Below are 21733 nucleotides of genomic sequence, written 5' to 3'. Positions count from 1 at the left end.
CGGACACGGAGATTCAAGGCAAAATAGCAAACCCAATAATAATGATTATGGAAAGACGTAATTTTTTAAAAAACACACTAATGGGAGCGGCAGTAATCAGTGCTGGTTCATTTGTTTCCGGAGGCTTGTCCGAAGTCTTTGGTCAGAAAGCCCCGAGTAACAAAATAAAAGTAGGGCTCATCGGTTGTCGTAATCAAGGATGGAGTAATTTAGAAGCATTCCTGCGATATCCGGAAGTGGAATGTGTTTCACTTTGTGATATTGATGATGAATGGTTGAATAAGCGTGCTGCCGATATCGAAAAAAAGACAGGAAAAAAGCCACCACAGTTGGAGAAAGATTGGCGGAAAGTAATTGACAACAAAGATGTGGATGTGGTTATTATAGGAACTCCTGATCATTGGCATTGCCTTCCATTGGTAGCAGCATGTGAATCCGGTAAGGATGTTTATGTTGAAAAGCCGCTTTCCAATACGATTGAAGAATGTAACCTGATGGTGAAGGCGACACGGAAATACAACCGTATTGTACAGGTTGGACAATGGCAACGTAGTGATCCGCACTGGGACGAAGCAGCCGCATTTGTCCGGAGTGGAAAATTAGGACGCGTCCGTACTGTAAAAGTCTGGGCCTATCAACCCAGTAAATGGACACTTCCGGTAGTTCCAGATTCAAATCCGCCTGCTGGTGTCGATTATGACATGTGGCTTGGACCCGCACCTAAAAAGCCTTATAATGACAATCGGTTTCATTATAACTTCCGGTTTTTCTGGGATTATGCAGGGGGGTTAATGGCAGACTGGGGTGTACATCTATTAGATTACGCACTTGAGGGGATGAATGTCGGCTTACCTTCATATGTATACGGAGCTGGAGGAAAATATGCTTATCCTGATGATGCAATGGAAACCCCGGACACATTGATGGTCACCTATAAATATCCTGATTTTAATATTATTTGGGACCATGCCTGTGGCATTGGAACCGGATTGTTTGACAAAAAAGAAGGAGTTGCCTTTTTTGGGGAGAATGGAACATTATTATTGACAAGGGGAGGATGGGAGGTTCGTCCTGAACTGAATAATAATGGCCGTATATTTCCCTATTGCTATCCTTGTGATGCGGAACGAAAACAAGCTACACCACGGATGGAAGCAGTTTCCTGGAAAAAAGGTGAAGGGAAAGGATTATACAATCACGTGGGTAATATGCTCAAATGTATTAAAACAAGGGAACTCCCCAAATGTGACATAGAGATTGGTGCAAAAGTAGCTATCCTGAGTCATATGGGCAACATATCCAGCCGTGTAGGAAGTGCACTTAAATGGGACAACAAAACCAATACTTTTGATAATAAAAAGGCCAATCAGTTAGCTAAGGCTTATTATCGTTCTCCCTGGAAATTGCCAAAAGTGTAATCAACCTTAAATATATTATCCGTTAATTCCTCTTACGAATACGCCCAGTGGTAATTGTTTCCCGGACCGGTCCGGAAGGAACAATTCCCCGTATTCGCTTTTAATGTCGGGAAGGAAGGATCTGATCAGGTTCTCGGCAATCAAAGCCGAGAACCCCATTGAATAAAGGTTTAAGATGAGGAATGATGATTGCGGGACCAGCAATTTACAGCAGAGTCCTGTTAATTCATTGATGCTGTCTTCCAGTATCCATTTTTCTCCTTCCGGTCCACGTCCATATGCAGGCGGGTCGAGAATAATCCCATGATATTGCTTTTCACGTTTGATCTCCCTGCGGACAAATTTCATCGCATCATCTACGATCCATCGGATATCCGAAAGACGACTCGCCTCCATGTTCTCACGGCTCCAGTTGATGACCTGTTTGACGGAATCTACATGGGTAACATCGGCTCCTGCTGCTTTTGCCGCTAACGAAGCGCCACCTGTATATGCAAAAAGATTTAATAACCGTGGGGATGTTACAGGCATACTTTTGATCTGATCATATATGAAATTCCAGTTTTCTGCTTGCTCGGGGAAGATCCCGACATGTTTGAATGCGGTCAATCCGAGCCGGAACCGTAGTGACATTCCGGCATATTGGTATTGTATCCACCATTGTTGTGGCATGCCATTCCGGAGTATCCATTCACCGCGGTCATTTTCATGTTGGTTGCCTTTTCCGGTTTCTTTGCGGAAGACAGCATGAGCCATATCATCCCAATCCTTTCCGGAAAGGGATTTGTTCCATACAGCCTGCGGTTCCGGACGTGACAGGATATATTTACCAAAACGTTCCAGTTTTTCGAAATTGCCGGAATCGATCAGTTCATAATCGATCCAATGTTTTGGGGTAAGTAATTTAATGCTCATGCTTTTATCCAGAAAAGTTCGGCGAGATAATCCGTATCATGATAATAATCCACCCATCCGGTAAGGCAAGAACGGGTGATATGGTTGGAAAGTAAAGTATTGGCATAATCCTGGACAGTGCTTTCTTCTTTGTCCCTGCAGATAAAAAAAGCATTTTCTCCTTTTATTCCGTGTCGGATAGCGATTTCGCCAATAACAATGTTGGGGAGTGTGTATACAAACACAGAAGGACTGGGTTGTATATTTTCAGGATCCCTGATGGTTTCATAATGCCTCATATCGCTGTAATGAGATCCGGTAGAATTAGCCAATATGATAGCTGTAGATTCTTCCGGATGACATTCCGGATCTCCGTAAAACAAATACTCTGCAGCAAGAAATCCCAGTTTACATAAGCGATCCATCTTATAAAATTTAGGATAGTCTATATCCAGATGTTTGAAAGCCATTTTAATAAATACTCCAAAATCAGTATGATCGGAAGCTTGGAAGACTATCCGGTTATTTACACTGATCTGGTTGTTTTTTATGATGCAACAGGGAAACATAATGTCTGATATGGTATTGGGAACAAAGATATAATTTTCGGATATGTTTTCCGGAAGAACCTTTAATAATTGTCATTTCTGATCCTATATCTTTAAGTTGAAAATACGTAATTTGCTTTTTATTCTGTAATATTGCATATAAAAAATGGGCTGAAGAACAGATCTACTAAATGGGTATTTATTTGTAGTTGATATGGAATGGTGCGGAAAATCTGTTCTACTTGGAAATGTACAGTTGGGTTTGTAAATTTCTTTCAGTAAATAATCTAAAAATACATGATGTTGTCAAAAATTATCGGAAAAGTAAAAATGATGATGTTCCCGATCTTTATTCTGATCATTGGTTTAGGTTCGGGTTATTCGATGAACTCTGAGAAACCGGGAAAAATAAAAAAGACAGGGCATTTTACTTTATGGCAATTGCCGTCGCAGGTGGATAATATTGGAAACTCTTACGTTTTGAAAACCGGGAAAGGACATATCATTGTGATGGATGGGGGAGAGGTACGTGAAGCCGGTTACCTCAGGGAATTCATCAAACAGGTAGGAAATGGCGAAGTTGAAGCATGGTTCATATCTCATCCTCATGCCGACCATATAGGCGCCATTACTAGTATTCTCGGTGATCCTCAGGGTATAAAGATCAAAACCATTTATCACTCGCGTTTCTCTGAAAAAATGATTGCCGGGAACGATGATATGACCCGGAAATTTTACGGCTATCTGGATAACCTGAATCCTGGGATCACACATGTCGTTGACCTCAGAACCCCGGGATCGGAAATAAAGATTGATGGCGTGCGTTTTAAAATATTAGGAGTAACCAATGAGGAAATAACTGAAAATACGTATAATAATTCCAGCATGGTGATTCGGGTGTGGGATAAGAAAAAGTCAGTTGTATTTCTGGCCGATGCCGGAGAAGAATGCGGTGACAAAGTATTGGCTGCTTACCGCAATGATCTGGATTGCGATTATTTACAGGTCTCACATCATGGGCAGCATGGATGCCGGGAGTCGTTTTACAAAAGCATAAAATTTAAAGCCTGTTTATGGCCCACTCCTAGTTGGGTATGGGATCCCCGTCAGGGAAGTAGATTAACAACCATGGAAACACGACGCTGGATGGAGGAAATCGGAATTGCCGAACACTATGTCAGTTGCCGTGATGGTTTGGTTAAGTTGGAATAGGATCGATGTAACAGTATTTTTACGGATATAAAAAATTGAAATTTTGGTTATATTACAGCCAGTGATGAATATAAGAGAGCAATTGATCGAATGGGCGGATAAGTACGAAGATACTGAGTTTATCAAGAATGATCCGATACAGTTTCCACATCGTTTTACCGGGAAACAGGATGTGGAAATCTCTGCACTTTTAACGGCTTATTTGGCATTCGGGAGACGGGCACAGATCATAAAAAAAGTAGATGAACTTCATGCAATCATGGGATATTCTCCTCACACATATATTCTCAAAGGAGATTTCTCTTATTTCCGTAGGGCCGACAAAAGAAAATTTTACCGGTTTATCGCTTATACGGATATATATGAGTTGTTATCTATATTATGTGATTGCTACACACAATTCAATGATCTGGAAACTATAGTAATATCAAATAAACTTGTACCGCCTGTCGAGGCATTACAGAAACTTTTCGGCCATGTCCATTATTTCCCTTCCCCAAACAGCACTTCGGCCTGTAAACGGATCAACATGTTCCTGCGCTGGATGTGCCGACAGGATAGCTGTGTCGATCTGGGAATATGGAAATCGGTGGATCCTTCCAAATTATCGATTCCATTGGATACGCATGTTCACAAAATGAGCATCCGTTTAGGAATCACAAAACGAAAAAATGCGGATAAGGTTACGTCAATGGAGATTGATAGGTACTTTAAGGGAATTTTTCCTGATGACCCCAGTCGGGGGGACTTCTCTTTATTTGGATATGCTGTAAATAACCCGGAATATTTTGATTGAACCGGTAAGGGCTTTTCTTGTGAATCACATTTTTGTACGTAATATTACGAGTGAACAGATGTTGGTCAGAAATCAAAGTATATATTACGCAGGGCTGTACGGAAAGAAATCAGGAAAACCCCTGTGTGCCTGCTATTAGTAATCGTAGTTTCATTGCGGTCGGTATAGGCAACTGCCAATTGCATCATTGTTCTCGGATTGATGATCCAGGCTGCCTGAATGTGATTTGATACCACTTTTTTTCCATGGTTATATATAGGGAGTTCCTGTAGAGCTGTAACCCCGGCATCCTTTTCTTTTGCGAAATTAAACCGGTAGTCGAACCGGAATCTTCGGAAAGCATAAGAAGCAAAAGCCAGCACTTCCCTTAAATTATTACCTAAAGGATGGGCGATTGCCTGATTATAATGTGTATAAGATATATAAGTGTCTTTTGTATATGAATAACTATCCTTTTCTATTTCATTGTATTCCGCTTGCAGGAATAAGCGGTCGATGGTAAACGCATTAAAATATTTGGCACCGATCTGTTTCCCATTTTTTTTTAGGGTATTCATCATATCATCAAAAGCCAGTTGTCCGTATAGCTGGATGCTTTGCGACAGGTCATACCTGACATTGATCCCAACCAGTGAATGTGTCTTCTCACTGTTTTTGGTGAATAAAGTATTTGTCAGGATAATAGGGTTAAACATGGGAAAAGTAGGTTTAAAACGGCCTGTGCTATCCGGATTATGCCAGATGTTACTTTCAAATAAAGACAGATATAATTTTTTCCCGATGAGTACGGTCAGGTAATCGAATCCTGCTGTTTTCTTGGGATATTCATATACATCACTCTGGGAGACGATATTCATAAAAGAAGATACATTCCGGACATATTGCCATCGCCCGAATGTTGCCGTATATTTTATATATGGATAATTGAAGGTATTATCGGACAACAACAGGGAACGGTAACCGTCTCCCACAAAATGTTTTCCATGGCCGAATTGTACATTGTGTGATCTATGTATACTCCATGAAATATATCCTGAAGCATTGAAAAAATCCCATCCGGTGTTTTTATAGCGACGGGCTTGCCCCTGTCCCGGCATGACTCGCCACATGGCTGTATATTCATCCACCTGTATGGGTACTTTTATCTGGTTTTCATACACATCCGTCTCAAAAGCGAAGCGTTTTCCTAATCTGGCTCCTGCCCTTATTCCACGGGTGTTGACATATAGCTTGCGATCGGTAGAGGACTCCTTACCCAAAGAAAAATCAAAGACAGGGTCGAAAAACAGGTAGTAACCTGAGTCACCCCGTTCCAGCAGGCTTTCTTCGAATATCTTTCTTCCCCACCATGTCCGTCTGCTGCTTTGTGTGTCATTCCATACCAATGAACGGGAAGTAGCCGGTTGAATATGCTCTTGTATAAAAGGTTTCCACGAAGAAAAAAAGATATTCCCCGATGCCTGCATATCTTCTTCAACAGAGAGGGAGATATGTCTTTCCAACGGACTGTTGAACTGTGCCTGTAAGCCGGAACTATAAAGCAGACACAACAGGATCAGGGATATTATTTTGTGGGAAAACGAGGGCATATCCGGTAATTGAGAATGGAAAATTGAAAACCTTTAGCTCGGCGACGCCAATTGGGAATTATCAATAAACTGATCGACTTAAAAAACATCATCAAGTAATGCCAAACAATTAATGTCATATTTAAATAAATGTAATCAATCTGATCAATGTGACTTAAGAAAACAGTAAATAGCACTGAGTGCTTAAAAATAAAAACAAACCAGTAAATTGCTTCTTAAATTAGCGTATTCTTTCGTATTTACGATCTTTGCTTTGTCCGCATTCCGAATGTCGCCGAATGCTGCCGCTGTGTATTCCATTTCGACGGCAAACTGCCAGTTTTGGACATTATAAAACAGATGCGGTGAAATACGGTACATATATTTGATATCCGGTCTTCTGGCATACCATTCTCCGGTAACATTCCCCAATGTCCCCAGACTATTGAGGAATCCGATAAATAACCCGGTTTGCCATTTTTTCCCGTAATCTATATTTACCCAGTAATTCATGTACTGTGTAGGTGTATATGTTTCATGTCCGGTATCAGGGTTAATACTACTTACGGCATAACCGCCTATCATCAGCGACTCTGTCATATTCTGGGCATATGTACCTTGTGCCTTAAATATCCATTTTGACAATTGATACTGGAGATATGCCTGTGCGGAAAAGGTGGTCAGCTTTTCATCGGTTTTATACCTTCCGTTGGTTCCCTCGGTGAACAGGCGTGGTTTGATTGTTTTGACACTACCCACCACTCCGGCATGAAGACTTTTGGTCTTATATGCAATATCCACATCAAATTCTGGCCACACGGCATCCCGCATATAAGAGGAACTTTTAAGCGCTCCTGACGGAGATGGTCCTAGGGATGCGTAATCACTCTGGTAAAGGGCAATCACAGAAAAGTTCCAATTATTGGGACGGTAATTGAAACGTACCTGGTCACTTCTGTTGAATGCCCAGAACGGTGCGCCTGTATTGAGTCCGATCACATTCGGAATACAGCTTTGTGCCAGTGGATGCCATGTCCTTCCGAGCAACAGGCTGCTTTGCTTCCAGGCAAGGTTCACATAGGCCTGCCGTAAACGTACCCCATTCGTGTTGGATGTTCCTGTAAAATCGAATTCAATATATGCCGAAGATTTTGCCCCGAACACATCAGGAGCAAAAAAGCGGGTAGATAGACGTGATGCGATGGATAAGAAATTAGCCTTTGGTGAAGCGTTGATATCATCTCCATTTGCATCTAACATTTCCGGAGAAGGATAAAAAGTGAACAAGCCTTCTACAGCTTCTGCTGTCTGCCGTGTGTCGTAGATATAATCTACCCGGGCAAAGCCGGATATCTGCAGGCCGAAGGAACGCCCCAGGCGTATGGTGTCATTACCGGAAAAAGCGGAGATAGGAAATAAAAAAGCAATGATCAGGGAAATGTGAAAACAGCGTCTGAATAGATTCATGTTTATCCAATAATATTTAAAGTTGCGAAGATATATAAAAAGGATTGATTTCCTGATTTCGACATTATACCTATCTTTGTTTTATAATGACACGTGTAATACATCGTAAAATAACCGATTGGTTGCCCACTTCTAAAAAAGAGGTGGAGGCAAGAGGATGGGAAGAATTGGATGTGATCCTTTTTTCAGGTGATGCCTATGTCGATCATCCATCTTTTGGGGCTGCAGTTATCGGGCGCATTCTGGAAGCCGAAGGATTACGGGTGGCCATTGTTCCACAGCCTAATTGGCGCGATGATCTTCGTGATTTCAGAAAATTGGGTATTCCCCGCCTTTTTTTCGGAATATCCGGAGGATGTATGGACAGCATGGTGAATCATTATACAGCCAACAAACGTTTACGCAGTGATGATGCATACACTGCCGGTAATCAGGCAGGATTCCGGCCCGATTATGTCGTATCGGTATATTCTCGTATTTTGAAGGATTTATATCCGGATGTGCCTGTGGTAATAGGAGGCATAGAAGCCTCTTTGCGCCGGCTGACCCATTATGATTACTGGCAGGATACCCTTAAACCGAGCATTTTAGTCGATAGTGGTGCCGATTTACTGATATACTGAATGGGAGAACATCCTATTTGTTCTGTTGCCAGGGAGATGCAGTCGGGAAAAAAGATCTCCGGGTTGAAGGAGATACCCCAAACGGCTTATCTTACCCGGGACACCTTTTTTAAAGACAGCCAACAAAAGCACATCATATTACATTCGTATGAGGATTGTCTGAAAGACAAGCGGAAATTTGCGGAAAATTTTTGCCGGATAGAGACAGAGTCCAATAGATTACATTCGGTTCGTTTAATAGAGCCTTCCGTGGATAGATATGTGGTGGTTAATCCTCCTGAATACCTGTTGGATGAAAAAGATGTTGATCTGGCATTTGATCTTCCTTACACACGTTTACCTCACCCAAGGTATAAGGAAAAACATATTCCTGCCTTTGAGATGATCAAATTTTCAGTGAATATTCACCGGGGGTGCTTTGGAGGATGTAGTTTCTGTACTATCTCTGCCCATCAGGGTAAATTTGTGGCCTGCCGATCGGAAAGATCCATCATTGATGAGATAAAGCAAATCATCCGGATGCCCGGATTTAAGGGTAACCTGTCGGATCTCGGTGGACCTTCGGCCAATATGTTCGGTATGCAAGGAAAGGATAAGGCCATTTGTGAACGATGCAGCCGTTATTCCTGTATTTATCCCAGGGCCTGTAAAAACCTGGATGCAGATCATGGTCATTTGCTGGCATTATACAGGAAGATAAGGAAAATGGATGGTATCAGGAAAATATTTATCGGTAGCGGGATACGTTATGATTTATTAATGGATGCTAACGGATTTAAAGGGAGGGTAGCATCTGATTATTTTGACAATTTATTACAACACCATGTTTCGGGACGTTTGAAAGTAGCTCCGGAACATACCTCTCCAAAAGTACTGAAAGCAATGCGTAAACCTTCTTTCGACCTGTTTATAAAACTTAAGGAGAAGTTTGATAAGATCAATGAGAGGCAAAACTTAAGACAACAATTGATCCCTTATTTTATATCCAGCCATCCGGCATGTGAAAAAAAGGACATGCAGGAACTATCAGGAATCATGCGTAAAATGGGAATGAATCACCTGGAACAGGTCCAGGATTTTACTCCGACTCCTATGACATTATCTTCTGTGATGTTTTACTGTGGTTTCGATCCTTATAATGGTGAAAAAATGTATGTGGCCAGATATGGGGAAGAAAAGCAGGAGCAGAAACAATATTTTTTTAATAAAAAATATGTAAATGCTCCGGCAAATAAGAAAAAACACAAGTACAGATCATAGGATACCCAAAATTATTTGATATTTTTGAGGTTACAACAAAACTTCATTTTGACTATTTTAAGTAATACATATAAATAAATGTAATCAACTTGACCAATGCGACTTAAGAAAATAATAGATAGCACCGGGTGCTTAATGTATCGACTGTATTTATTTATCGGTTTTTTTTTATTATCAGGATCAATACATCTCTCAAACGCTCAGGATTTTCGTTTTGCATTATTGAGTGATCTTCATATTTCACAGAAGGCTCCTGTTGCGGGGGAAGATTTGAATAAGGCCGTAGAACAGATCAATCGTACTCCGGAGTTGAGTTTTGTAATTGTTTCCGGAGATATTACCGAAAACGGAGATCGCCAATCCTTATTACAGGCGAAGGCGATTCTAGATCGATTGCAGATTCCTTATCATATTACTTCAGGGAATCATGATACCAAATGGACGGAATCCGCATTTACGGATTTTGCTAATATTTTCGGTTCGGATTATTTTCGGTTCGAATACCATGGTTTTTTATTTTTAGGTTTCAATACCGGCCCTGTAGTTCGGATGGCTGAAGGTCATGTCGCGCCGCAGGATATCAATGCCTTATCCCGGGATCTGAAAAAGTGGGGAAAGAAAAAACCGGTAATTATTACTACCCATTATCCATTACAAAAAGGAGATGTAGATAATTGGTATGAAGTAACGGATTTACTGCAGCAATATAATATAAAAGCCATATTAGGCGGTCATTACCATAGTAACAGTCTGACCTATTATGATGGTATCCCGGCTTTTATCAACCGGTCTACATTACGGGCAAACGGACCAGTCGGAGGATATACTGTTTTTACTGTTTCCAGTGATTCGATTATTGCTTACAACCAGATGACGGATAATGTCGGGCCGACTTATCGGGGTGGCTATTCCCTGCATACGGAATATGTTGAAAAGAACAGGTCTTATGAACGGCCTGATTATTCCCTGAATCACTCGTATTCTCTTGTTTCGGAAGCCTGGCGTACACAATTAGGAGCGGCTATTTATGCTTCTCCTGTTGTTGCCAATAATGCTGTATACATCGGCGACGACAAAGGTTACCTGAATTGTTTGAATATGAAAAACGGGAAGGTAATATGGCGTTATCAAACCGGAAACAGGATTGTTGCAACTGCTGCCGTGTCTGAAGGACGGGTAGTGTTTGGTTCGGCAGATAAAAATATTTATTGTCTGGATACAAATGGCCGGCTCATATGGAAAATCGAAGCAAAAGAAGCGGTGATGGGTGTTCCGTTGATTGCTGATGGAGTGGTGTATATCGGGGCAAGCGATCACTGTTTCAGGGCTATTGATCTGTATTCAGGTAAGATCATTTGGGAATATACCGATATCCATGGATATATTGAATCACGGCCGTTATTGTATAAGGGAAATGTTGTTTTTGGTGCCTGGGATAATTATTTATATGCCTTATCTGCAGGCGAAGGAAAGCTTTTATGGAAATGGAATGAAAACGGGCAACGGATGCATTTTTCTCCGGCGGCAGTATGGTCGGTAGCTGCTCACGGTAAAGTTTTTATTACGGCTCCCGATAGGGCTATGACAGCTATTGATGTTCAAAACGGACATACCGTATGGCGTACCAAACAATCCACAGTGAGGGAAACGATCGGATTGTCCGAAGATTCGTCGAGGGTCTTTTCTAAAACAATGCGTGATAGTCTGGTCTGTTTCTCAGCTCAGAATAACCGGGTTGAAAAGCTCTGGGCCACCTATATCGGATACGGGTATGAATTCGCACCTTCCATGCCTCAGGAGAAAGACGGTGTGATATATGGAAGTACCATGACAGGGGAATTATTTGCGGTTGATTCTTATACCGGCCATTTAATCTGGAGGAGAAAGGTAGCTAATTCATTGGTGAATACGGTTTTTCCTCTATCAGGCAAACGTTGCATTTATAGTTGTTCCGATGGATCGGTCGCTTTGCTGGTTACAGAAAAACAGTAAGGCATCAAAGAATAGTGTTTCAAGTGTAAAATTATAAACGGATGAAAAATAAATTGAAAGAAGAAGAAATAAAAAGAAATGAAAAGTATCCTGAAAAAAGTTGCCTGCCTCTACTTTTCGACTTTATGAACATTCTTACTTTCCGACTTATGCATATGAAATATAGGATTTTATTTACATTTTTGTTGATGTGCGTTGCTATATCATTGCATGCACAGTCGATACCAAGGGTTACACCGGCCGCGGTGGGAATGGATGCGCAACGTATGGCTTATGCAGATACTGCTATTCAAAAGGCTATTGATAATGAGGAAATTCCCGGGGCAGTATTAGCTGTGGTTCGTTTCGATAAATTGGCTTATTTAAGAGCTTATGGGATGCAACAGGTACACCCTGAAAAAATACCTATGAATGAGAATGCGGTCTTTGATCTTGCTTCTGTCAGTAAAGTTATTTCTACTACTTTATCGTGTATGATCTTGATCGAACAGGGAAAACTGCGCTTATACGATAATGTATCCTTGTATATACCGGAATTCAAACCTTGGGTGGATACTTTGACCCAAAGAAGGACTGAAATCAAGATCATAAATTTATTGACACATACTTCAGGACTGCCCGCTTATGCATCTCTGGAAGAATTACAAAAAGTATATTCCACCCCTAATCCGGATGGTATGATCGAATACATTTCCAATGTTTCCCGCTTATCCGAGCCTAGGAAACAGTGCCGGTATAGTTGCCTTAATTTTATTACCTTACAACGGATTATTGAGTTGATATCTGGACAAAGCCTGCAAATATTTGCGCGGGAGAATATTTTTAAACCGCTTCATTTAAAGCATACAGATTATAATCCCGTAGGAGAAACATTATATCAGGCTGTGCCTACAGAGCCGGATAGAGTGCCTACAGGTACGGTTCATGATCCTTTAGCAAGGGTGATGAACGGAGGGGTATCGGGAAATGCCGGAGTTTTTTCAAATGCTGAAGATCTTTCTGTTTTGGCTGCCATGTTATTAAATGGCGGGGAACTGAATGGGGTTCGTATTCTGGGGCCACTTACAGTACGGACAATGTCAAAGGTCCCCTCAGGATATGAAGATTTCGGGCGTACATTGGGATGGGATACCTGGGGATCCAATCAAGGTGATCTTTTCGGTCCATATTCTTACGGACACACTGGCTTTACAGGAACCTCAATTGTTTTAGATCCTGAAACAAAAACAGCTGTGATCCTGCTGACCAATTGTGTTCATCTTAAAACCGGGACATCTATCCGTTTACGTAACCTGATATCAAACATCGTGGCCGGATCTATTATCGAGTTATCGGAATAAAGCTAATCCTTTCATTCCAGGTCTCTTACGGGATAGGCTTAGAACGTTATTTTTAATTTTACTGAACCGGTACGTCCGAATCCGTAAAATATACCATATGCAGTTGCTTTATCATGGTCGGTTCCGTCATTTGCATCCACTATGTATTCTTTGTCAAGCAAATTAAAAATATTACCGGATACCGATGCATCCAGTCCGCCTATCTTAAAACTGTAACCCGCATGAAGATCTACTACTCCTGCTGAAGGAATTCTCCATGGAGTTTCGTATTCTTTTGTTCCATTCAATACCAGATCATATGAACTGAAATTCCAGTCGGAATAATTGCGGGCATACAACAAATAATCCGCTCCGAAGTAAAGTCCTTCAATAGGTTTTATCTTGATACCTAAAGAAGCTGTGGTTTGTGCGGAACCACCAACATTAACCCCATCTAAATCTACTGTCATATAAGCATGGTCATCTGCTTGTATCCCGGACGCATGAACTATTTCCGTATTCCCTGTTTCAGGATTTCTGCCGTATGATTTTACAGGTTGTCCTCCCGAATCATAGAAGTAGCCGGTAGAATTACCCTTCCAATTCCAATCCCCCAAAGATACCATGCCCGTAATATCCAACCAGTTAAATGGTTTTGCTATGAAGTCGAGTTCAATTCCCTGGTGAACGGCATCCACTCCTGCCATATTCAGGCTGATCTGATCGATATATACATTGTTGCTTTTTACTTCAATACCTTTTGTCATGGTTTTATCCATCCATTTGGTATGATAGGCATTTAGTTTTATATCTATGAATTTGTTATGCAGTCCGTAACCCAACTCTATGGAAAATATTTTTTCATTGATGGCTTCCGGATTGGTTATGTTACTTACCTGTCCAGACAAGAAAACGCCTCCGGAATAGAAAGGCGCGCGGCTTATATAGCCAACGTTGGCAAATATATTGTGGTTATCCGTCAAATTGTAGTTGGCTCCGCCTTTTATATTATAGCCTAAAAAGTTTTCCGTTTTTGAACGGGCGTGATCTTTATCATAGTAAAACCGGTCGTATCGCCAATATGAAAAATTTGATAAAGAGCCTGAAATAAATGCATTCAGTTTTTCAAGCTTATATTCCGCTTGCGCAAACACTCCCTCCTGAGCGATGTATCCATCATAATCCCTGTAAACAATATCACCTACCCGCATTTCTTTATTGACGAAAGCATCTCCTTCTGTTGCAGCACTGTTGTTTTCAGGTAATACGCTTCCTCTTGAAGAGGAGTCAAGAAAATAATCAGCCCCATAGAGATCGATCAGTTCATTGGTATGGATACCCTTATAATACCGAAAGTCGATTCCTCCGTAGAAATCGAAGTTTTTTCCGATTTTTGTTGAATAAGTAGACAACAGTCCATACCAATTATGGCTGTTTACAGATTTCGACATTGCCATAAGCGCTCCGTCGGTACTTGCCGCATTTATTTCATATATTTCATCATAGGCAAAAGTACCATCCGGATGACGCAATTCTGTATTTAAAGTACCGTAAGATGCTCCATACCACTTATTCCTGTATGCAGAGCTAAAGCCTTGTCCGCTATAACCATATCCCCGGCCTATAGATACATATAGTGCCGTGCTGAGGTTTGATTTTTCATTGATTTGCCACAAATGATTCAAAGATATCTGGGGTTTATGGTATTCATTTTTCGAAGATGTTTTTCGCTCACCGTTAATACCATATCCATATGTCGGATTATAGGTATAAGGCCGATCATCTCCCATGAATTTTTTTACCTGTTGCCACCCATCCATCGTAAGCCCATCGTTCTTATTACGTTGATTGTGCCATTGAGGTGCCCCAAATGCCGTTAAGGAAAGTTGGTGGCTATCATTGATTCGTTTGGCAACATTGATAAAATAATTATAACTGTTGAATTCTGTCCCCTGTACATATCCTTCTCCCCAGGTTCTACCGCCAAGTAATGTTAAGGCCCAGCCATTTTTCATCAATCCGGTGGATACTTTGAATACGACCTTATTATATCCGTGATTACCCATCCCATATGATATAAATCCTCCTTTTTTTGCATCGATCGTGTTCGTAATAATGTTGACAGAGCCTCCTACCGATGGAGCAGAAACTTTTGATGCACCCAAACCTCGTTGTACCTGTACGGAACGGCTGACATCTATTAATCCGGCCCAATTGCTCCAGTAGATTCCTCCCCATTCCATATCATTCACGGGGACACCGTTTACCATTACAGCAATATTTTCTGATTTAAATCCCCTTAATCTTAACTCTGAATCGCCAAAGCCGCCTCCTTTCCGTGTTGCATATACTCCCGGAGTAGCCTTTAATATCTCGGGAAAATCCTGCATTCCTATCTTTTCCTCTATATATGAATTGTTGATCGAGGATAATGCGACAGGAGTTTTTCTTGAAATAGCAATTGAGGATGTAATAGTCACATCATCCAGTGAGTATTCATCCGTTTCCATCATAACAACACCCAGATCCAGCAGATCAGTGGCGGGAACTGTCTTCTTCAAATCTTTATATCCCAGATATTTAATTGAAATACTTGAATTTGGAGCGACCAGTAATGAAAATTTACCTTCAGAATCTGTAATATTTCCTTGATCAGCACCAATAGTCAGGATTGTGGCCCCCACTAACGGCTCCCCGTTATCTGCATCTACTACCTGACCCTTTACGATCACCTGTCCCAGAATGTTGCTATTCAATGTTATTGATAGAGTAGAAATTAATAAGCAACAAACAATATATTTATTCATTTATGTAGTTATTTTTTAATTTAAGGAATGATTCATTATCTCTTTCTCAATATCCAACGGATGTGAAAAAACAAAGCGTGTTCCATCTTTATAATGGGGATCTACCCAGATATCGCCTCCCCATTTAGATGTGATCAACTTACATATAGCGAGGCCTAAACCAGTACCTTGGACATAATTATCCAGTTTTTCAAACCTGTCGAATATTGTTTCCCTTTTATCTTCAGGGATCCCAGGTCCCGTATCAGCTACGGAGAATAGTATCCGGTGATTGGCTGCATCAATTTCAAAGTCCAATGTTATTTTTCCGTTTTTTGTAAATTTTGAAGCATTTGATAAAAGATTGATCAATATTTGTTGCAAACGTTGATCATCTGTGCGTAACTCAAATTCATTATAACGGGGATGGAAAATATATTCGTTATTATTTTGAGGGGCATGTTCGATCGTGGCTAATACCTGGTACAATAAAGGAATGATGTCACACTTTTTATAGCAGAAACTGACCTTTTCCGTTTCTAATTTTGAAATATCTAAAATATCATTGATCAATCTCAATAATAATTTGGAGCTATTCTGGATTATTTCACAATAAGTTTTTCTCTCTTTTGATGAAGGATCCTTCATGATCAGTATATTCGAAAAGCCTACTATCGCATTTAAAGGGGTTCTTATTTCATGACTCATATTTGCCAGGAATGCACTTTTTAAACGATTTGATTCTTCAGCTCTATCTTTGGCTATGCGTAATTCTACTTCGGAAACTTCTAAATTATCTTTCAACCTTTTTGTTCTGGCGTAGAAAAAGAGGGCAAGTAATAAAGCAACTGATAAAATGGTAATAATAAGTACGCCTGTCCATATCTGTAACTTGTATTGTTGGTAAAACGTCGGATTTACATTGATCAATTTTATATCCGAAGGTAGGAATGATCGATCAATATCCAGTTCGTCTATCTTTATGTTGTCTAATTTCAGATAATTAGGAACAATAGTTATCTGGTTTTTAGTTTCTTTATCCGATAAGACATGAATGATTTGCCGTGCTACATCTTTGCCAAAATTCCGGTAGTCTGGCATATAGCCGCCTATTGCCCAATAGCCCAGTCCGAGGGATGTTAATGAAAAAACAGGTAAGGATGGAATGGCTTCCATCATGGTATACGTAGCATTTCTCATAAAATATCCGTCATTTTCATCCACTCGCCAGGTACCTAACAATAATACCGTATTGGGCGGCAATGAACGTAACTCTTCAACAATCGTATAGATGCTGTGACTCCGGCCATCAAGAAGTATCAGGTTCAATTCCGGAAATTTTTTCATCTCTTTTCTTACGAAAGCCTGGATAGATACTCCTCCATATGTATTATCGGAGACAAATGCGATATTCCGGGTATCCGGGTACAATTTTTTGATGAGACGGATGTTGCTCTCGACATCATATTCATATATGAAGCCGCCCTGTACATGTTTAGACAATGAATCAGAGATTAAATCCACAGATTCCGGCATCCAATTTTTCAAAGATGCAACATTCCTGTCGGGCAGAATAATAGCATTTCTGCTTGCCATGGCCGAAAATACAGGAATATTAGCGACTGTAGAGTCATCCTGCGACAAATATGATGCCCAGGCCTCCTGACCTAATAATATAATGCTTTTAGGTTTATTGTATCCCTGGTATTTGCTTAGGATATTCTTCATCCTCTCTTTCCAGTAAAGAGATTCGGAGAAACTTCTACAATTCATGTTTTCAATATGTACAGTAGAAGTACCACCCAGCCGGTTGTATTCCTCGATAAATTCTGAAATATTTGTCGATGTGCTGTAAGAGTCAGGATTGTAGGAGCTTATGATTAGGATAGGGTGGTCGTTGTTGGACTGAAAGGCATATACAGAACAAACATTATAAAAATACAATACCTGAACCAGGCTTATAAAGAAACCGGTCCTACATATTTTTTTTATATGTATAAGTTGGTATTTCAATTTTACCAAAAGATTAAGAAAAACAACACATAAAGCGATAGATTTAACCGTGTGAGTTACCACCTTTATATTTCATTTCTCTTATGACAAATATAAATCATTTTTCCCGGAAACGATCAGTAAAATAATGGTAAAAACACTATAAAGGTGTCTGGTTTATCGCAGAATCAGTTATAGGTTAAATACGTACATTCACTGTTGTCGTTCCAGTCGTGATGAAATATAATCGTTAATTTCCTCTTGTTCATAGGCTTTTGCCAGCCTCGCAATTTCATTTAATAAAAGTTCTGTCCTTTCCGACTTTCGTTTAACGGAATCAAAATATTTTTTGGATAGAGAATAATAATAATTCAGTTCATCCAGGCAATCATCGGCATAATCCATAAGAAGACCGGAGGCTTTCTCTGTTTCACTCGCCTGAAATAATATTTCAGCCTGTATCAATGAAAAGTAATCATAAGGCAATTTGGATGGAGGAAATAGCTCCAGCGCACGATCAATTACCTTAACTGCACGTTCCCTCTTTCCTTCCTGTATCAACTGCGTAGCAAGGCGGTTATATAAATGACGGGCTCGTATTACGTTCATGGTTCTGATATTCTGGTAATCTATCCATACATCGGGTTCATTAAAACGACCCCAGCGAAAAGTGTTCATTAGCCGGTCGTACAATAAGTCCGAATCGACCCTGCCTGTATTAAGCACATCTTCACTTTCCGTTTTTATAGGAACTAAGCGGTAAGCTGTTCCGTCCAATTGCAGGTAATCATCCAGTCCCACCGTCCCGTCATGGTTGGCTGATGTCCAGTACACCGGTCGTTCCCAATTATTGGATGCAATAATTTCCAGTACCATCCAGTGTTCTTTGGTTATGGCGAATGAATTAATGCGGAAAGCTAATGTATCTAAGATTTCGTCTGCATTTTCCGGTTTCACAATACCATTGTCCAGTACCTTTTGCTTATCTACGGGTATGGAAAAGTTTTTGGTCATGATATAGTCCAGTTGTACTCCGGGTTCAGGCTCAATACGGCTGCGGGGGTCGTCGCTATTGATAAAATCCAGTGCCTGGCGAAGATCCATCGTGTCTTTTACCTGGTCGATCAGATATACGGCATCCCGTTGACCTGTAAGATATTTCGATTCGGGAAGATCGATAGGAAGGGGAGCCGATCCATATGTAGCCAGTTTCATCTGGCTGATGTACCAGTCAGCACGTAACAGCATCAGGTTGACCACCCGTACATCGGTGCGTACACCTTCTACATCCTGAAGGTACCATAAAGGGAAGGTATCATTATCACCGACGGTGAACAGGATAGCATTGGGAGCACACGAATTCAGGTAATTATAAGCAATATCCCTTGCAGTGTAGCGTCCGGAACGGTCATGGTCGTGCCAGTTTTGCTGCGCCATGATAACAGGTACGGAAATAGATAATAAACATGCAGCCGTCAAGGAAACTTTTGCAGGGATCTTTTTCTTTAGCAGGTCATAGATGGCAGCTGTTCCCAATCCGATCCATATCGCAAAAGCATAAAACGAACCGGCATAGGCATAATCACGCTCCCTCGGCTGCAGAGGAGTCTGATTCAGATAAATCACAATAGCGATTCCGGTCATAAAAAACAGGGCCATTACCACCCAGAAATATTTGATATCTTTCTGCAGGTGCCATAACAAACCGATCAGACCAAGTATCAACGGAAGCATATAGTAGGTATTACGGCCGGCATCGTTTTTCATAGGTCCGGGCAATTCATCCTGAGCCCCCAGCCGGGGAGTGTCAAATACCGGTATCCCACTCAACCAGTTTCCGTTGAGAATACTCCCGTCAGCCTGTATATCGTTTTGGCGTCCTGCAAAATTCCACATAAAATAGCGACCATACATATGTCCCAGCTGATAAGTAAAAAAGAACCTGAGGTTTTCGGCAAAAGTAGGTTTATGTAAAATTGTTTCTTTTCCATTACTATCTTTCACCCTTACCGGTCGTCCCTTTACATTTCCCCAGCTTTTGTACATCTCCACAGATGATGCGGCCGAATTGTACATCCTTGGGAATATAGTGTTGAACCGGCTATCATATACAGGCTTAATCGTACGGGTGGTTATTTCATAACGTCCATTGATCTGGGTGTAGACCGGTTTCCCTTCTACCCGTTCCGTTTCCGGGGCATTATAATACTGGCCGTAAAATAACGGGCGGTCACCGTATTGCTCCCGGTTGAGATATGACATCAAAGCAAAGACATTATCCGGGCTGTTTTCATCCATCGGTGGATTGGCCAATGAGCGGATCACGATCATGCTATAAGAAGAATACCCTATAATAATGACTACCGCTGTTAGCAGGATAGTATTGACCATATATTTCTTTTTCCGGTATGTGTAATGCAGGCCATAGATCATGGCCGCCACCAGCAGGATTATATAAAATAATACGCCGGTATTATACGGAAGTCCTAATCCGTTCACAAATGCCAGTTCTACATATCCGGCAAGTTGGACGATCCAGGGAATGATACCGTAAAGAATTCCCACAAGTATTAATGCTGATGTCAATAAGGTCAGGATCACCCCTTTTTTTGTCGGTTGGTATTTACGGAAATAATATACCAGGACAATTGCCGGGATCGCTAACAGATTCAATAAGTGTACCCCTATTGAAAGTCCCATTAAGTAAGCGATGAGTATCAGCCAACGATTGGCATAGGGAGTATCGGCTGTTTCTTCCCATTTGAGAATAGCCCAGAAAACGATAGCGGTAAAGAAAGACGAAGCGGCATATACCTCACCTTCTACTGCTGAGAACCAAAATGTATCAGAAAATGTATATGCCAGGGCACCAATGGCTCCACTGGCTAATACAGCAAATGTGTTTACAGGGGTGTATTCCTGTTTTTTTATCAATACCCTACGTGCAATATGTGTAATGCTCCAGAATAAAAACAAAATGGTAAATGCACTTGCCAAAGCAGAAAAGACATTTACCATAAATGCTACTTTGTCCGGTCCGGGAGCAAAGATAGCGAACACCCGTGCCAATAATAAAAACATGGGCGCTCCGGGCGGGTGCCCGATCTGAAGTTTATCTGCGGCAGCGATAAATTCGCCACAATCCCAGAAGCTTACGGTTGGTTCAGCAGTTAGAATATAAGTACAGGCTGCAATAGCAAAGCAACACCATCCAACAACATTGTTCAGAATACGATACCTGTGCATAAGATTATATTTTGAGGCAAAAGTAACCGAAATTAGTTCAGTGAAAGCATAAAAAACTTTAAAAGTACCGAATTTGACTTCTCATTACTTTTATTCAATAACTATCGTAGGTTAGATAAGAAAAGAATCCTATAAACAACTAATAGCATGACTTAATTCCACTGGGAAAATGAAATTATTTCACTGAATGTTAAATGCTTGTTTCAATACTTCAAAAAAAGTTGATAAATAGATTTTGAAATATAAAAAAGTTGTATTTATCTTTGCGGACTCTTTTTTTAGAGGATGCGAGTAGTTTGAGGGGATGGTGATTTTGTTATTTGCAGGTTTTTATTTGTGCATTTTTGAGTAATTACCGGATTAGGGCCGTTGTTAACGTTGGTTATAGATGTGGGTTCCGGTTGGTAGTGAAGTGGATACAAAAAAAGACAAATAAAAAAGTAAAAAAAGTTTGTATGATAACAAAAAGCACTTACCTTTGCGGCCTCTTTTGGGAGAAGCAAGTTCTTTGAGCGGGGTATTTAAGTCTAAATAAAGAAAAGCGAGCGATTTACGAAAAAAGATAAAAAAAGTTTCAAAAAAAGTTTGCGGATAAAAAAAAAGCAGTACCTT

The 21733-nt window shown here is 40.7% G+C and carries 12 protein-coding genes and 1 pseudogene; 6 read left to right on the top strand and 7 right to left on the bottom strand.

Annotated features, from left to right (window positions below; translation table 11 throughout):
- Window positions 1-47 precede the first annotated feature (47 nt).
- Entirely contained in the window at window positions 48-1418 is a 1371-nt protein-coding gene (locus LBQ60_02900; GenBank protein ID MDR2036851.1) for a Gfo/Idh/MocA family oxidoreductase, read from the top strand.
- Window positions 1419-1433: 15 nt separating this feature from the next.
- Here the strand turns inward: LBQ60_02900 and LBQ60_02895 are convergent, their stop codons facing one another.
- The gene (locus tag LBQ60_02895) at window positions 1434-2333 is read right to left on the bottom strand and encodes a class I SAM-dependent methyltransferase (protein MDR2036850.1); all 900 of its coding nucleotides are present in this window, start codon (window positions 2331-2333) and stop codon (window positions 1434-1436) included.
- On the bottom strand, window positions 2330-2782 hold the full coding sequence (locus LBQ60_02890; GenBank protein ID MDR2036849.1) for a hypothetical protein: 453 nt from the start codon (window positions 2780-2782) through the stop codon (window positions 2330-2332). Before LBQ60_02890 ends, LBQ60_02895 begins: the two co-directional genes overlap by 4 nt.
- Window positions 2783-3157: 375 nt before the next feature.
- Between LBQ60_02890 and LBQ60_02885 the strand changes: the two genes are divergently transcribed.
- Window positions 3158-4072 carry an MBL fold metallo-hydrolase gene (locus LBQ60_02885; GenBank protein ID MDR2036848.1) on the top strand — a complete coding sequence of 305 codons (915 nt, stop codon included), beginning with the start codon at window positions 3158-3160 and terminating at the stop codon, window positions 4070-4072.
- A 64-nt stretch (window positions 4073-4136) separates the two neighbouring features.
- Window positions 4137-4868, top strand: coding sequence for a TIGR02757 family protein (locus LBQ60_02880; protein MDR2036847.1), 732 nt, complete (start codon window positions 4137-4139; stop codon window positions 4866-4868).
- A 65-nt stretch (window positions 4869-4933) separates the two neighbouring features.
- Here the strand turns inward: LBQ60_02880 and LBQ60_02875 are convergent, their stop codons facing one another.
- Window positions 4934-6457, bottom strand: a complete 1524-nt coding sequence (locus tag LBQ60_02875) for a hypothetical protein (protein ID MDR2036846.1) — start codon at window positions 6455-6457, stop codon at window positions 4934-4936.
- A gap of 183 nt (window positions 6458-6640) precedes the next feature.
- A complete protein-coding gene (locus LBQ60_02870) occupies window positions 6641-7903 on the bottom strand; it encodes a hypothetical protein (protein MDR2036845.1) in 1263 nt (420 codons plus the stop codon).
- Window positions 7904-7989: 86 nt separating this feature from the next.
- On the opposite strand from LBQ60_02870, the pseudogene LBQ60_02865 reads away from it, so the two are divergent.
- The 3 genes and pseudogenes from LBQ60_02865 (at window position 7990) to LBQ60_02855 (ending at window position 13118) form a co-directional block, all read left to right on the top strand.
- Window positions 7990-9786: pseudogene (locus LBQ60_02865) on the top strand (YgiQ family radical SAM protein).
- Window positions 9787-9921: 135 nt separating this feature from the next.
- Window positions 9922-11778 (top strand): PQQ-binding-like beta-propeller repeat protein, encoded by a 1857-nt coding sequence (locus tag LBQ60_02860; GenBank protein MDR2036844.1) that lies wholly within the window; start codon window positions 9922-9924, stop codon window positions 11776-11778.
- Between the two features lie 41 nt (window positions 11779-11819).
- Window positions 11820-13118 (top strand): serine hydrolase, encoded by a 1299-nt coding sequence (locus LBQ60_02855; protein ID MDR2036843.1) that lies wholly within the window; start codon window positions 11820-11822, stop codon window positions 13116-13118.
- 38 nt (window positions 13119-13156) lie between these two features.
- On the opposite strand, the gene LBQ60_02850 is transcribed toward LBQ60_02855, so the two are convergent.
- The 3 genes from LBQ60_02850 to LBQ60_02840 form a co-directional block, all read right to left on the bottom strand.
- Complete coding sequence (locus LBQ60_02850) at window positions 13157-15904, bottom strand: TonB-dependent receptor (protein ID MDR2036842.1); 2748 nt, start codon at window positions 15902-15904, stop codon at window positions 13157-13159.
- Between the two features lie 15 nt (window positions 15905-15919).
- Entirely contained in the window at window positions 15920-17896 is a 1977-nt protein-coding gene (locus tag LBQ60_02845) for a HAMP domain-containing histidine kinase (protein ID MDR2036841.1), read from the bottom strand.
- Between the two features lie 192 nt (window positions 17897-18088).
- A complete protein-coding gene (locus tag LBQ60_02840) occupies window positions 18089-21121 on the bottom strand; it encodes a DUF2723 domain-containing protein (protein MDR2036840.1) in 3033 nt (1010 codons plus the stop codon).
- Window positions 21122-21733 lie beyond the last annotated feature (612 nt).

The organism is Bacteroidales bacterium (assembly GCA_031275285.1).
Classification (GTDB): Bacteria; Bacteroidota; Bacteroidia; order Bacteroidales; family UBA4181; genus JAIRLS01.
The sequence above is the reverse complement of the archived record's forward strand: the minus strand, read 5'-3'. Positions and strand labels throughout refer to the sequence as shown.

What these genes read in the sequence shown, in the direction of transcription:
- LBQ60_02900 (MDR2036851.1), top strand. Translation starts at nt 48, where the DNA reads ATGGAAAGACGTAATTTTTTAAAAAACACACTAATGGGAGCGGCAGTA.
- LBQ60_02895 (MDR2036850.1), bottom strand. Translation starts at nt 2,333, where the DNA reads ATGAGCATTAAATTACTTACCCCAAAACATTGGATCGATTATGAACTG.
- LBQ60_02890 (MDR2036849.1), bottom strand. Translation starts at nt 2,782, where the DNA reads ATGGCTTTCAAACATCTGGATATAGACTATCCTAAATTTTATAAGATG.
- LBQ60_02885 (MDR2036848.1), top strand. Translation starts at nt 3,158, where the DNA reads ATGATGTTGTCAAAAATTATCGGAAAAGTAAAAATGATGATGTTCCCG.
- LBQ60_02880 (MDR2036847.1), top strand. Translation starts at nt 4,137, where the DNA reads ATGAATATAAGAGAGCAATTGATCGAATGGGCGGATAAGTACGAAGAT.
- LBQ60_02875 (MDR2036846.1), bottom strand. Translation starts at nt 6,457, where the DNA reads ATGCCCTCGTTTTCCCACAAAATAATATCCCTGATCCTGTTGTGTCTG.
- LBQ60_02870 (MDR2036845.1), bottom strand. Translation starts at nt 7,903, where the DNA reads ATGAATCTATTCAGACGCTGTTTTCACATTTCCCTGATCATTGCTTTT.
- LBQ60_02860 (MDR2036844.1), top strand. Translation starts at nt 9,922, where the DNA reads ATGTATCGACTGTATTTATTTATCGGTTTTTTTTTATTATCAGGATCA.
- LBQ60_02855 (MDR2036843.1), top strand. Translation starts at nt 11,820, where the DNA reads ATGAAAAATAAATTGAAAGAAGAAGAAATAAAAAGAAATGAAAAGTAT.
- LBQ60_02850 (MDR2036842.1), bottom strand. Translation starts at nt 15,904, where the DNA reads ATGAATAAATATATTGTTTGTTGCTTATTAATTTCTACTCTATCAATA.
- LBQ60_02840 (MDR2036840.1), bottom strand. Translation starts at nt 21,121, where the DNA reads ATGCACAGGTATCGTATTCTGAACAATGTTGTTGGATGGTGTTGCTTT.